This is a genomic window from Pseudomonas sp. MG-9 (genome assembly GCF_018729515.1).
Lineage (GTDB): Bacteria > Pseudomonadota > Gammaproteobacteria > Pseudomonadales > Pseudomonadaceae > Aquipseudomonas > Aquipseudomonas serboccidentalis.
Genome location: NZ_JAHHZH010000001.1, coordinates 941,160 through 955,089, shown reverse-complemented (window position 1 = coordinate 955,089; position 13,930 = coordinate 941,160). Strand labels below are relative to the sequence as shown.

Genomic DNA, 13,930 nt, shown 5'->3' with positions numbered 1-13,930 from the left:
CGCGCGGCTCATTCTGCGAGCGCTTTGGCCCTGGCGATGGAAAACGCTTTCGGCAGGCGGGCGCCATTCTTCGCCGCAAGAATCTCGGCCATCACGCTGACCGCGATTTCCGCAGGTGTCTTGCTGCCGATGTAGAGGCCGATTGGCCCGTGCAGGCGCTCAAGTGACGCCTGGGTCTCACCAAAATGCTCGATCAGGCGTTCGCGGCGCAGCTGGCTGTTACGCCGCGAGCCGATGGCACCGATATAGAACGCCGGGCCGTGGAGCGCTTCGAGCAAGGCCAGATCGTCGAGTTTGGGGTCATGGCTCAGGGCGACAATGCAGGTGCGCAGATCCACCGCGAAATCGCGAACCACGTCATCCGGCATGCCGACAATGCGCTCCACGCCGTCTACCGCCCAGGTCTCGATGTACTCGGGACGCGGGTCGCACACCGCGACCTTGAAGCCGTTGAACAACGCCATGGTCGCCAGATACTCGGCCAGCGCGCCGGCACCGATCATCAGCATCCGATAGCCCGGCCCCAGGGTGTTGAGCATCTGCGCGCCATCAAAGCTGAATTGTTCCGGCGTCGCGGTGGGTTCGAGCGTGACCTGACCGGTCGCCAACGCGAGCTGACGGCGAACCAGTTGCCCGGCGTCCAGTTGCGTCAGCAGCTCGTCGAGTGACGGCCACGCGGGGTTGAACTCAAGGATCAGTTCAAGCGTGCCGCCGCAGGGCAAGCCGAAGCGATGCGCCTCATCGGCGCTGACGCCATAGCGCACCACTTGCGGTGCGCTGTCGCTGAAACCGCTGCCGCCATGGGCCGTGGTGTAGCGATGGATCAGGTCATCCTCGATGCAGCCGCCGGACACGCTGCCCACCACGCGACCGTCGTCCCGCAGGGCCATCATCGACCCTGTCGGGCGCGGCGAAGAACCCCAGGTGCGCGCCACCGTGGCGAGCAGCACGCGCTCGCCGGCGGCGAGCCAGTCCCGCGCCGTGCGCAGGACCAGCAAGTCGATACTTTCCATCCGTTTCTCCTCTAGCGCATCTGCAGGATGATCGGGCTGCTGCTGGCCGGATCGGTGCGTTCACGCAGCTTGCCCACCGTCTGCGCATCCACAGCACTGCCCTGATTGCCCCAGGCGCTGCGCATGAAGCTCAGCACTTCGGCGATCTGCTGATCCGACAACTGCTCACGGAAGGCCGGCATGCGATAAGCGTCGGGCACTCCGGCCGCCACGACCCGCTGCGAACCGTTGAGGGTGATGTTGATCGCCGAGGCGCTTTCCCCGGCCAGTGCAGAAGTCGCACCGGCCAGTGGCGGCATCCATTCGGGCTGGCCCTTGCCGTCCAGGCCATGGCACGAGGCACAGCGCGTCACGTAGGTATGAGCACCGGGCGTGTCCGGGCGTTCCGCTGCCGATGCGTTTTGATACTGCCAGGGCGCGCCATCGCGCGCGCGGTCGCCGGGCAGCGATTTCAGGTAGTGGGCGATCGCGGTCAAATCAGCGTCGCTCATGAACTGCGTGGAGTTGTTGAACGCCTCGGTCATCGAGCCGTAAACCACCGCGTGTTGGTTGCGCCCGGTCTTGAGGAACTGCACGATTTGCGCTTCGCTCCAGCGGCCCAGGCCGGTGTTGTGATCATCGCGCAGGCTTGGCGCGTACCAGCCATCGAGCAAGGCGCCGGCGAGGTATGGCGTGCCGGATTCATCCAGTGCCTTCTCGTTGAACGCCAGGCCACGGGGCGTATGGCAACTGCCGCAGTGCCCGGCGCCTTGAACGAGATACGCGCCGCGGTTCCACAGTTCATCCTGCGACGGTTTGGCCACGTAGGGCTCGGTGTCGGTAAACACGCCGTTCCACATTGCAATCGGCCAGCGCAGGTTCAACGGCCAGGGAATGGCACTCGGGATGTTCGCCTGTTTGACCGGCGCCACGCCTTTCATGAAGAACGCATACAGCGCACGCACATCGTCGTCACTGAGCTTGGCGTAGGACGGGTAGGGCATCGCCGGATACAGACGGCGACTGTCGGGGGCCACGCCGTGACGCACGGCACGGTCGAAATCCGCCAGGCTGTAGTGGCCGATGCCGGTTTCCGTGTCCGGGGTGATATTGGTCGCATGGATCGCGCCCAGCGGTGTGGCCATTTCCAGGCCGCCGGCGAACGGCGCGCCGCCCGGCACGCTGTGACAGGCCACGCAATCGCTGAGCCGGGCGACGTATTCGCCACGGGTGACCAGCGCCGGGTCGATGTCGGCCACGGCGATCTGATGGTTTTCCAGGCGCGAGACAGGCTCGCGGGTGACATACCAGGCCAGCAGGCCTGCCGCGACCAGGCACGGCACTGCCAGCCAGCCTGCGGTTCTTGCGAATCGGCTGTTATTCATGGACGCTCCGGCGCTGATCAGGTGAAAGTGTGTCGGCTCATGGGCAGGCTGCGCACCCGCTGACCGGTCAGCGTTGCCACCGCATTGGCGACGGCAGGCGCGACGGCGGGCAATGGCGGTTCGCCGATGCCACCCATTTTTTCTCCGCTCTCGACAACACGCACGTGCACCCGGGCCATCCGCGCAGGCGGCAGGATCGGATACAAGTCGTAGTTGCGCGCCCGAGGTTTGCCATCCACCCAGACGGATTCCTCCACCAGCGTCTGCGACAGCCCCAGCGCCACGGCGCCATTGACCTGCGCTTCGACAATCGCCGGATTGACGATGCTGCCCGGGTCAATCGCCTGCCAGATGTCGTGCACCTTGACCTGGCCGTTCTCGATAGACACCTCGGCGATCACCGCCGTCTGGGTGCCGAACGGCGAAGCCATCGCCACGCCTCGCGCACGTTTAGTCCCGTCCTCGGCGGTAAACGGCCCGCGCTTCCAGCCGCCCGACAGCTCGCCCACCGCGTGCAGCAGCGTGGTCAGCCGCGGGTTGTCACGCAGCAGGTGCAGGCGCAGTTCGAACGGGTCCTTGCCGCCCTTGTCCGCCAGTTCGTCAAGGAACGATTCATAGAAGAAGTCGTTGAGGGAGTTGCCCACCGAACGCCAGTAACCCAGCATCGCCGGACCTTTGACGTAGATCTGCGCGATCCGCTTGTTGGGGATCGCGTAGGACTTGCCCGACAACCCTTCAAGCGCCGTGGGGTCGAGCTTCTCACCCTGCTTGCCGGCGAGGGCCTCGGTCGGGCCTTCGGTGGCACTGATCGCTTCGATTGCCAGCGGCCAGCCATCGTTGTCCAGCGCCGCGCGGAAATTCACCGCGGCAACCGGACGGAGCACGTCACGCAGGAACTCTTCCTCGCGACTCCAGATCAGTTTGACCGGGCGGCCAACCGCCTTGGACAGGGCGATCGCCTGAGGATAGGGACTGGCCGAGTCGTAGAGAAAATGCCGACCGAAGAATCCACCCAGCAGTGGTGAATGCAAGGTGATGCGCGACGGATCCAGCCCCGTGCGTTTGGCGATGTCCGCACGGAACATGTCCGGCGCCTGATTCGGCAGCCAGACCTCCAGCGAACCGTCCGGGTTGAATCGGGCCAGCGCAGAAGGCGGTTCCAGTTGCCCGTGGTTCAGGTATTGGTTGTGGTAAGTGGCGTCGATCCGGCTCTTGGCCCCGGTCAGAACCGACGCCACGTTCCCTTCATTTTCATCATCCCGGGCTGGCCCTTTATCGTCAGCGAGTCGCTTGAGCCAGGCATCGCTGGAAAAGTCGGCGGGCATCGGCCGCACTTGGCTGTCTGCGGTGGGTTCCTGCCAGTCGACCTGAATTGCTTCCACCGCACGTTTGGCGTGCCACCAGCGTTCGGCAACCACCGCCACGGCGCCCGGCAGGCGATGCACGGAATGCACGCCTTTCATCGCCTTGACCTGGTCTTCGTTGCGCAGGTTGCCCACCGTCATGCCCAGACGCGGGGCATGTTGAACGGCGGCGTGCAGCATGTCGTCGACCTTCAGGTCGATGCTGTACAGCGCCTTGCCCGTGGACTTGTCGTAGGCATCGACGCGCTTGACCGGTTTGCCGATCCAGCGGAACTGACTCGGATCACGCAGCTTCACAGAAGTCGGATCGGGCACCGGCAGATCCATCGCCTGCTCGGCCAGTTCACCGTAGGCCAACGAGCGGCCCGACTTGGCATGCACCACTTTGCCAGGCTCAGTGGTCAGCTCGCTCACCGGTACCCCAAGCTTCTGCGCGCCGGCCTGCAGCAGCATGGCGCGGGCGAGGGCGCCGAGGCGGCGCATGACCGGGTAGCTCATGCGCACCGACATGCTGCCGCCGGTGATGCGCATGCCGTTGTCCATGACCACATAGGCTTCACCGGGCGGGGCGGCTTCGACCAGGAAGGTCGCCGGATCGGCATCCAGCTCCTCACCGACAATTTGCGCCATCGCGGTGAACGTACCTTGGCCGCCCTCCATGAACGGGCAGAGCAGGCGTACGCGGTTGTCCGGGCGGATTTCCAGAAACGCCGGCACCTGCGTGCCGCGCTCGGCAGTGGCCGTCGCTACTGCAGCTTGCACGCGTGTCGCCCCCAGCGGCAGGCCGAAGCCGAGCACCAGAGCGCCGACGGCGGTGCCGGTCAGGAATCGTCTGCGCGACAAGTTGACCGGATCATGCAGAGCCAGTGTCGATGCTTGCAGAGAAGGGTCGATACGAACGTTCATCAGGCGTCTCCCTTACCGGCAAGCTCATGCACGGCAGCATGAATGGCGTTGTACGTGCCGCAGCGGCACAGGTTGACCATCGCCGCCTCGATCTGCGCGTCACTCGGCTTGGGGTTCTGTTTGAGCAACGCGGTGGCCGCCATCACCTGCCCTGACTGGCAGTAGCCGCACTGTGCGACTTGCAGATCGACCCAGGTCGAGACGACCCGTTTGCCCACGTCATCGGCCTCGATGGCTTCAATCGTGGTGACCTCGCGGTCGACCACACCGGCCACCGGCGTGACGCACGAGCGCACCACATTGCCGTCCACCAACACCGAGCAGGCGCCGCATTGCGCCAGGCCACAGCCGTACTTGGTCCCGGTCATGCCCAAGTCATCGCGGATCACCCACAGCAAGGGCGTATCGGCGTCGGCATCGACCTGATAGGTCTTCTGGTTGATTCGTAGTTCCATGGTTCACCCGCTTGATCATCGGTTGACGTGCATTGTTATCAGCAGTGACACGCGGCGAGGCGCATCACGGTAAAGCGTGTCTTTCGCTCAACTGGCCGCGTTGCCGAGCGCTTCTGCCTCGAGTGGCTGCCCGCGCAGCAGCGCAAGGTCACGGCTGGGCGCGGTGCCGAACAGGCGGCCATATTCGCGGCTGAACTGCGAAGGGCTTTCATACCCGACCGCAAACGCCGCCCGCGAAACGTCCAGGTGCTCGGTCAGCATCAGCCGGCGGGCCTCGTTGAGCCGCAGCCACTTCTGGTATTGCAGCGGGCTCATGCCGGTGAGCTGGCGGAAATGATGGTGAAAGGTCGGCGTGCTCATCTGCACCCGCGCCGCCAGCTCATCGATACGCAACGCCTCGGTGTAATTGACCTTGAGCCAGTCGATGGCTTTGGCGATGCGATACCCCTGACCATCGACGGCAGTGATCTGTCGCAGCCGCGCGCCCTGATCGGTATTGAGCAGCCGATAGTGGATTTCCCGCAGGATCAGCGGCGCCAGCACCGGGATTGCTTCAGGCTCATCGAGCAACGCCAGCAGGCGATCGAGCGCTTCTTCCAGGGCGGACGACATGTTGCCGATGCCCGCGCCTGTGCTCATGGATGGCTGCCGTTTCGCAGGCAAGCCCCCCTTGCTGAGGATCTCGGCGAGCATGCCGACATCCAGTTTCAGCACCAGCCCGACACAGGGCTGGTCGGGGCTGGCAAGCATCACTTCGGAGTTGGCGGGCAGGTCCAGCGACGTGACCAGAAACCGTGAAGGGTCGTAGCTGTAACCCTCACCACCGACCCACAAACGCTTTTCGCCACGACCCACCAGAATCAGGCTCGGCTCGATCATGCACACCACGGGCGGCGCCGGCTGGTCGCGACGAAACAGCGCCAACCCGGGTATGGCGGTGGCGAAGTCACCCGGTGCGCTCACGCGCGGGTCTATGTTCAACGCCAAAGGTGATTCATGGCGCAGGGGGGTATCGATCATGTCAGGTCACTCCTGTTGATCGAACTCTAGTCTGCTACCGAGGTGTTTCCTATCCATCACCCTGCATCCTCAGAGGATCAGGCAAGCATTCAAGAGGAATGCGCTAGGGCAGAGGCTGATCGACCGGGAGAATGTGTCGAACTGTTACAGGAAAGTCCTTACAGGAAAGCCCTTAAAGGAGAGAGCCCCTATGCAAGTCTTCGCTTATGGTGCCCATGCGGGCGACAAACCGCTTGAACCCCTGCGTATCACTCGCCGTGATCCCGGCCCGGAAGATGTGCAGATCGAGATTGCCTACTGCGGTATCTGCCACTCGGACCTGCACCAGGTACGCGCCGAATGGGAAGGGACGCAATACCCTTGTGTGCCCGGTCACGAGATCGTCGGTCGGGTCACCGCTGTCGGCCAGAAAGTCACCGGGTTCGCCCCGGGCGATCTGGTCGGAGTGGGCTGCATCGTCGACAGCTGCAAGCATTGCCAAGAGTGTGCCGAGGGCCTCGAGAACTACTGCGACGGCATGATCGGCACCTACAACTTTCCGACCCCGGACGCACCCGGCTGGACTCTCGGTGGTTACTCGCAGGCGATCGTCGTGCATCAGCGCTACGCTTTGCGCATTCGCCACCCCGAGGCACAACTGGCTGCCGTGGCGCCGCTGCTGTGCGCGGGCATCACCACCTGGTCGCCGCTGCGCCACTGGAACGCCGGCCCCGGCAAGAAAGTCGGCGTGGTGGGCATCGGTGGCCTGGGTCACATGGGCATCAAACTGGCCCATGCGCTGGGCGCGCAGGTGGTGGCGTTCACCACCTCTGAATCCAAGCGTGAAGCCGCGAAAAGCCTGGGTGCCGATGAAGTGGTCGTCTCAAGCGATGCGCAGCAAATGGCCGCGCACCTGAAAAGCTTCGACCTGATCATCAACACCGTCGCCGCCCCGCATGACCTGGACGCACTGCTGGTTCTGCTCAAGCGCGACGGCGTGATGACCCTGGTGGGCGCGCCGGCCTCGCCGCATCCATCGCCCAACGTGTTCAACCTGATCATGAAGCGGCGCACCCTGGCTGGATCGATGATCGGCGGCATCCCCGAGACCCAGGAGATGCTCGATTTCTGCGCCGAGCACGGCATCGTTTCGGACATCGAGCTGATACGCGCCGAGCAGATCAATGAGGCGTACGAGCGCATGCTCAAGGGTGACGTCAAATACCGTTTCGTGATCGACAACGCGACCTTGGCACCGTGAAAAATCACGCGTCCGGGCAATCGTCCGGACGCGTTCCTCTTTTGTCCGCAAGCAAAGCCAACACGCCTCTGCCCCACAGGTAGTTCCAATGACTTCTCTTTCTACAGAAAAACGCGGCTGGAGCGCCGTGCTGGCCATGTCGTTGGCCGCATTCGCCCTGGTCGCTTCAGAATTCATGCCCGTCAGCCTGCTGACGCCGATTGCGGCAGACCTGCACATCACCGAAGGCCAGGCCGGGCAGGGGATCTCCGTGTCCGGTGCCTTCGCCTTGATCACCAGCCTGCTGATTGCCTCGGTCGCCGCTCGCATCGAACGCAAGACGTTGCTGCTGGGCCTGACCTTGCTGATGATCGTCTCCGGTACGATCGTCGCGTTCGCCCCGGGCTACCCTTCATTCATGTTCGGGCGTGCCTTGATCGGGATCGCGATTGGCGGTTTCTGGTCACTCTCGGCGGCGACCGCCATGCGTCTGGTGCAGCCCGAGCAGGTTTCCCGTGCGCTGGCCATCGTCAATGGCGGTAACGCTCTGGCGACGGTCATCGCCGCGCCGGCGGGCAGCTTCCTTGGCTCGCTGATTGGCTGGCGCGGTGCATTCTTCTGTGTGGTTCCTGTCGCAGCGCTGGCGGCCGTGTGGCTGCTGATAAGCCTTCCGTCTTTCAAGGCCGAGCGCCAGGCCGGTAGCGGCAACGTTCTGCGGCTGATGAAGCAGTTGCCAGTGGCCTTGGGCATGGTCGCCGTCAGCGTCTTTTTCATGGGCCAGTTCATGCTGTTCACCTACCTGCGGCCATTTCTCGAAGGCGTGACTGGCGTCAGTGTCTCAACCTTGTCGTTCATGCTGCTGGGGCTGGGCCTGGCCGGTTTTATCGGCACCTTTTTGATCGAACGGTTTATGGGCCGCGGCCTCTACCGCACGTTGACTGTCATCCCGTTGATCATGGCGGCCATCGCGCTGGCGTTGGTCAGCTTCGGCAAATCACCAGCGCTGACCGCCGTGTTGCTCGGACTCTGGGGACTGGTTGCCACCGCCGCGCCGGTCGGCTGGTGGACCTGGCTGGCGCAAACGCTTCCCGATGATGCGGAGGCGGGTGGCGGCTTGCTCGTGGCCATTGTCCAACTGGCGATCGCGGCAGGGGCCATCGTTGGGGGGCTGGCATTTGACCTGAGCGGTTATAAAGCCACATTTGAGCTGAGTGCTGCTGTCCTGGTTGCCGCGTCTGTGCTTGCCTGGCTGGCGGGGCGCAAAGCCACTGAAGTTCATCTTGGCGAGACGAGCGCGACAGCCTGACGAGATCGGCAGACGCGGCTTTCGAAGCGCCGGCTACTATCGAGATGCATCGGTGATTGCGGTGGCGCAGAGGCTCAACGAAACGGCTACGGTGGGTCGCATTTAGCGTAGCTCGCTCCATGCCTTGATGATCACTGAGTCGACATCCCCTGGCGTCTCGCGTCATCGTTCATTTTAGTGAGCGTATCGACAATGACACTGTCCCAGGCCAGCAACTTGTCGTGTGTCTGTTGATCGGAGATTTCCTGAACCTCCAGCACCTTGTCGAGCAGCGCCTGGCCTTCGCTGGAACTGCTCAGAATGCTCTCGGCTTTTTCAGGATTCCTGTTGGCGCGCATCATCACGTCCATTTCTTCATCACTGAAATGTGCGGCATAGAGGTCAACCGCCATGCTTTTCAATTCGTTCAGATCGATTTTTGCCATCACGACATCGTAAATGTCCTGATCCATTACATCTTCGAAACGCGGCGAGTAGTGTTGCACTGCCATGTCGACGATAGCCTGGAACTTATCGTTGGCTGGGCTGGCCTCGATCAACTCACGGGCCTTGTCTTTGCCGGCGCCACAGGCGCTTAGCGTTACTGACAGCAATATGGCAAGCGTCAGTTTTCTCATGGACATGAGCCTTTTTCCTTAAAGGGTATGGAGAAGCCTTGATGGGTGGCGATCAGATGAGTCCTGACGAACGTTCAGCAACTTATCGATCCGTCGGCCGCAACTTAACATCGCGAACACAAGAGCGATAGCATAGTAATATCGCCCCGCTAAACAGCAAATCCTGTCCTCACTTCGCCACACTTTCCAGGGAAGGTAACTTGAAGCACGCCCAAACCAACGCTGCAAAGAAACCAATGGCCGCAGGGCCATTCGCTCTGTTATTGACATTGGCAGCCGTGATCACCGCCGGGTGCTCCCATAAACCCCCGCCAGTAGAGCGCGACCCGTGCCTGGACGCCGGCCCGGTCAAAAGCACGGCCTACGATAGTTGTGTGGCTGATCGGGAAGAGCGCAAAGCGCAAGCACTCCGTGTCCTTCTCAGCGATGACCCCGCCGATCACCGGCAACTGCAACTTGCCGAGCCCGACGAAAACTCCTTTCAATTATCCGACTTTCCAGACTCGCCCATCCCCGCGACTTTTCGCATTGCTGATTCGATATCCGCGCGCGAAAGGCAGGCGCTGCCGTTCAAAGTCAGAGTCACCTGGAAACATGCCCCGACCACCGCGATGCTGAAGTCTCGGGATCGTGCGCGAATGGCTGAAATGGAAAGCCTGATTCGATCAGCCGCGACGGATAACGGATTGGCGAAGTGGGTGTGTACGGTGACCGGTGTACATCAACGGGAGTGGATCTTCTACGCCCGGAACGATGCTGTATTTATCACCCAAATACACACCGTCTTGGCCCCGACCGGACCTTATCCTGTCGAATTGACCAGCCGCAAAGAGCCTGCCTTGAGTGCAGAGGAATCAGGTGGCGACAGGGTGAATCAAGCGATCCGCATCACGCCCAAACAGTGCGTGGAGTGATCTGATCCGCAGAGTAATAGAAGCATCTGAAACGGCGTCGTCGCCTGTTTCCAGGCCCGCGAACCCGGCGCGTCTGAGCCAGAGGCGTGCGTTCGAGCTTCGATGCGGCGGATCAGTTGAAGAGGATCAACAGGAGTTTGTTGAGGCGCGTCATGACAAGCGCGTTCCCGAGCGGATCAGCCCCTTTGCCGTTAACGCTCGAAGTTTTTCCCGCAATGCTTCGCGCTCTGTCTTGGGCGTTATAGGATCAACGACGAGATATTGTCTGTCGCACCACGATTCGATCTGGCCGAGCCAGTAGGTTTGTCCGGCGTGCCCCGTGTCGAGGCGCGCCAATAAGTAGCCCAGTTGCTGCCATGTCGGGAGCAGTCGAAAAATGGCACGGCGGCGCATCAGCGTGAGTTCATGCCAGTCTCCATCGAGTTTGGCCGTCAATGCGCTACGCAATAAAGGCCACGATACTTTGTCCAGTTGCGCAATCACCGCCGAAAACACTTTATCCGACGGATCATCGAGTGCCTCGAACAATTCCGGCAGTTGATCATCGCGAAGCAGGCGCGCTGCTGCCTGGCGCACGGTGACACAGGCCGAGCGTAATGCTGGTGTGTGCCAGCGCTCGGGCAACTCTGCAGCCAGCTCAGCGGTCAGGCCGATCACGCCCAGCCAGTGCTGTTTTGCCGTGGGCAGAGGCTGGCTCAAGCGCTCTGCCAGAACGGTATGCGGATCAACGCCGTTACGAGGCGCAGCCCAAAGTGCCAGATTGCGCACTGCCGGCGACACATCCAATAAGGCTTCGCGCAGTACAGGTTTCGGATCGGACAGGAGCGGTAGCAGCGCATACAGCACGCGCACGCGGATCCTGGCACCCGGGCGTGACATGGCTTCAAGCAGCAGTGGCAGACTTTGCGCCTTCGGCAACGTCAGACTTGCCGACACCGCCATCAACCGGACGGTCGATTCGCGATGAGCCAGAGCGCTGCGTATCAGCGTTTCGGGAGCCTCGGGGTTTTCCAGCAAAAGCGTAAACAGGTAGCGCGCGGTTTTGCCCTGGCGATTCAAAAAGTCGGCGTAGACTTCATCCCGGCAATCCACCGATTGCAGCATCGCACGTACCGTCGACAGTGTCTGACCGTGGTCGACACGGCGTTGTGCAGCCAATGCCATCAGGGGTTCAAGTGCGAACAGCCATGCGTGGGTATGAGCAGGCGACAAGTAGTGCTTCAGGCCCGCCGCTGCCAAATCGCGAACCTGAGGTACCCAATCGTTCAGGCGTTCGATCAACACCGTCAGTGCTTCGGGCGACGGCTGCCTGCACAGTTCTCGCACCGCAACTTCTCGAACGAAGCCGTTCGAGTCATTGCTCACGTCTGCCCAAGTCCCGGTGTTGCCGAGGCGGCTGAGTATCTCCAGCGCCTCATTGCGCCGATAATCTTCATAAGTGCAAGGCTGGCCTTGCTTGCGTACCAAGCGGGCCAGCCAGTCTTGTGTCGTGTTCATTGGGGCCGTCCTGTGCGTCCTTGCGGGGGCAAATTGTTTGCGCAAAAGCGCCAGCCTACGCGACTTGCTCCCGTGGGCAAAAAAATCCTTGCTGCCCGGCCTTTGTGCCCTCTGAATGGGTGGCTTCGACGCGCAAACATCTATCCCGCCGACGTTGCCCCTGCCGCCGGCACCGGGTGACGCGACGTCATCAGGCCGATAAAGGAAATCGCCAGTGCCAGGCCAATGGTTGTGGTGACTTCGGTGCGGTGCTCCGGGGTGATCATCATGACCGCCAGCGCTGCGCAGATGAACCCGATCACCAGCCACGTCAGCCATGGAAACAGCCACATGCGAAAGGTCAGTTCGACATTGCGTCGACGTAATATCCGACGCATGCGCAACTGCGATACCGCAATCGCCAGGTACACCAGCAAGGCAATCGCCCCGGAGCTGGCCAGCAGGAACTCGAACAACCCGGCAGGCATGAAGTAGCTCCAAACGGTGATCGACGCGCCGAGCACAGTGCTGGCAATGACGGCTGCACGTGGAACGCCTTCTGCAGAAGTCGCCTTCAGTGCCTTCGGTGCATCGCCGCGACGGCCCAGCGAATACAACATGCGCGAGGCAATGTAGATCGAGGAGTTCATGCAACTGGCCACGGCGATCAATACCACGACATCGACCATGAACTTGGCATGGGGAATGTTCATGATTTCCAGAGCGCGCTGATAAGACCCTACCGAAGCCAGCAACGGATCGTTCCAGGGCACCACGGAGATGACCACGAAGATCGAAAGCAGGTAAAACACGCCGATACGCCAGATCACCGAGCGTGTGGCCTTGGCAATGTTCTGCGCCGGGTTGCTGGATTCGGCGGCGGCGATGGTGACCGCTTCAGTACCGATGAAGCTGAACATGATGGTGATGAAGGCGCCGACGACCGCTGACAGGCCATTGGGTGCAAATCCGCCGTGCTCGGCCATCAGGCCGCTCAAACCGCTGACTTCGCGGTCGGGCACCCAGCCCATCAACACGGCAAACCCCACGGCGATGAACCCGATGATCGCCACGACCTTGGCCATGGCGAACCAGAATTCGAATTCACCATATTTGGACACGCTGAACAGGTTGGTCACCACCAGCGCGATGATCGATCCCAATGCGAACAGCCAGGCATCGACCTGCACAAACCATTGGTTCAGTACATGGCCGGCCGCCAGCGCTTCGATGGGAATCACCAAAACCCAGAACCACCAGTAAAGCCAGCCGATGGTAAAGCCAGCCCAGCGCCCGATGGCCTGATCGGCGTAGGTGGAGAACGAGCCTGTGTCGGGATTGGCGACCGCCATTTCGCCGAGCATGCGCATGACCAGAACCACGAGCAAACCCGAGAACAGATAAGCCAGAAGCACCGCCGGCCCTGCCGCCGCAATGGCATGTCCTGAGCCTACGAACAAACCGGCGCCGATAATGCCGGCGATGGACAGCATTGTTACGTGACGAGGCTTGAAGCCCTGCGCCAATTGGCTACTCGAATCCATGGAGTTCGGGCTGATCATTGGTTTTTATTCTCTGCTGGTCGACATTTAAGCGAGTTGACGGGGCAATCGATCACCCTCGTTGCCGATCGAGATCCCCGAAAGAAGTCCCCTTCAACCGCCGCAGTTCTTATCAACCGCATCATCATGATGTGGTTATTTTGACGTAAAACACCGTCACCTTACCCGGCCTGTCCGACGCCTCAGTAGCCTGATTGCGCCACAACCGTGCCTGATATCGACACGCCTGGACCATGCGTTCAAGGTGGAAACCGGCCGGTCACCTGCAACGGCAACTTCATTGATGACCTGCGAAACCATCTGTCGCGCCGTCAGTCGCCGCCACTGAACACTCCAGAACCGCAGCCCTCTACCGACTAACAAGTCACCGGGGGGCATGACCATGAACGACGGTCGGAAGGAGCAGGCGTTGGCCGCCTGGCGAAAATTACTTGAAGAGCCAGAGATCCGTATGGACATCGAGGATCAATATGACGAGCTGCTGAAAATGGCCGATACGATGGAGCAGGAAGGGCTGATTACAGCAACTGAATGGCGTCAGCTAGTGCGCAAGGCCGGCGCGAGGTTCGCCCAGGCCATTGAGGGGCTTTCGGGCGGAACATAGAAACTTTGCGGACGATCGCGATCGTCGGTACCAAGGAGCGGCATAAGGCGTTAATGGGATCTTGTATTAATTGCGAATGGTTTTGTATAGCATGCGCGGGAGTTTTTTTG

Annotated in this window: 12 protein-coding genes; 4 read left to right on the top strand and 8 right to left on the bottom strand. The window is 61.5% G+C overall.

Annotation, left to right across the window (positions count from 1 at the left end; all coding sequences use genetic code 11):
- Window positions 1–8: 8 nt before the first annotated feature.
- The 5 genes from KKQ10_RS04330 to KKQ10_RS04310 all read right to left on the bottom strand — a co-directional run bounded on the left by KKQ10_RS04330 (window position 9) and on the right by KKQ10_RS04310 (window position 6,122).
- Window positions 9–1,013 carry an XdhC family protein gene (locus KKQ10_RS04330; protein WP_215500319.1) on the bottom strand — a complete coding sequence of 335 codons (1,005 nt, stop codon included), beginning with the start codon at window positions 1,011–1,013 and terminating at the stop codon, window positions 9–11.
- 11 nt (window positions 1,014–1,024) lie between these two features.
- Window positions 1,025–2,377: a c-type cytochrome gene (locus KKQ10_RS04325; RefSeq protein ID WP_215500318.1), complete on the bottom strand. Its 1,353-nt coding sequence runs from the start codon at window positions 2,375–2,377 to the stop codon at window positions 1,025–1,027.
- A 17-nt stretch (window positions 2,378–2,394) separates the two neighbouring features.
- Complete coding sequence (locus KKQ10_RS04320) at window positions 2,395–4,647, bottom strand: xanthine dehydrogenase family protein molybdopterin-binding subunit (protein ID WP_215500317.1); 2,253 nt, start codon at window positions 4,645–4,647, stop codon at window positions 2,395–2,397.
- Window positions 4,647–5,102 carry a (2Fe-2S)-binding protein gene (locus tag KKQ10_RS04315; protein WP_215500316.1) on the bottom strand — a complete coding sequence of 152 codons (456 nt, stop codon included), beginning with the start codon at window positions 5,100–5,102 and terminating at the stop codon, window positions 4,647–4,649. Before KKQ10_RS04315 ends, KKQ10_RS04320 begins: the two co-directional genes overlap by 1 nt.
- A gap of 87 nt (window positions 5,103–5,189) precedes the next feature.
- On the bottom strand, window positions 5,190–6,122 hold the full coding sequence (locus KKQ10_RS04310; RefSeq protein WP_215500315.1) for an AraC family transcriptional regulator: 933 nt from the start codon (window positions 6,120–6,122) through the stop codon (window positions 5,190–5,192).
- 190 nt (window positions 6,123–6,312) lie between these two features.
- Here KKQ10_RS04310 and KKQ10_RS04305 point away from each other — a divergent pair, with 190 nt between their 5' ends.
- Together KKQ10_RS04305 and KKQ10_RS04300 are read left to right on the top strand one after the other, a co-directional pair.
- Window positions 6,313–7,362 (top strand): NAD(P)-dependent alcohol dehydrogenase, encoded by a 1,050-nt coding sequence (locus KKQ10_RS04305; RefSeq protein WP_215500314.1) that lies wholly within the window; start codon window positions 6,313–6,315, stop codon window positions 7,360–7,362.
- Window positions 7,363–7,450: 88 nt separating this feature from the next.
- Window positions 7,451–8,647 (top strand): MFS transporter, encoded by a 1,197-nt coding sequence (locus KKQ10_RS04300; RefSeq protein WP_127646847.1) that lies wholly within the window; start codon window positions 7,451–7,453, stop codon window positions 8,645–8,647.
- 131 nt (window positions 8,648–8,778) lie between these two features.
- Here the strand turns inward: KKQ10_RS04300 and KKQ10_RS04295 are convergent, their stop codons facing one another.
- Window positions 8,779–9,270, bottom strand: a complete 492-nt coding sequence (locus tag KKQ10_RS04295) for a DUF2059 domain-containing protein (RefSeq protein WP_127646849.1) — start codon at window positions 9,268–9,270, stop codon at window positions 8,779–8,781.
- A 194-nt stretch (window positions 9,271–9,464) separates the two neighbouring features.
- On the opposite strand from KKQ10_RS04295, the gene KKQ10_RS04290 reads away from it, so the two are divergent.
- A complete protein-coding gene (locus KKQ10_RS04290) occupies window positions 9,465–10,178 on the top strand; it encodes a DUF695 domain-containing protein (RefSeq protein ID WP_252191453.1) in 714 nt (237 codons plus the stop codon).
- A 150-nt stretch (window positions 10,179–10,328) separates the two neighbouring features.
- On the opposite strand, the gene KKQ10_RS04285 is transcribed toward KKQ10_RS04290, so the two are convergent.
- Window positions 10,329–11,675 (bottom strand): HEAT repeat domain-containing protein, encoded by a 1,347-nt coding sequence (locus tag KKQ10_RS04285; RefSeq protein ID WP_215500313.1) that lies wholly within the window; start codon window positions 11,673–11,675, stop codon window positions 10,329–10,331.
- Window positions 11,676–11,815: 140 nt separating this feature from the next.
- Window positions 11,816–13,216 (bottom strand): GABA permease, encoded by a 1,401-nt coding sequence (gabP, locus tag KKQ10_RS04280; RefSeq protein WP_215500312.1) that lies wholly within the window; start codon window positions 13,214–13,216, stop codon window positions 11,816–11,818.
- 382 nt (window positions 13,217–13,598) lie between these two features.
- Between gabP and KKQ10_RS04275 the strand changes: the two genes are divergently transcribed.
- Window positions 13,599–13,820: a hypothetical protein gene (locus KKQ10_RS04275; protein WP_215500311.1), complete on the top strand. Its 222-nt coding sequence runs from the start codon at window positions 13,599–13,601 to the stop codon at window positions 13,818–13,820.
- The last annotated feature ends 110 nt before the right edge of the window (window positions 13,821–13,930 follow it).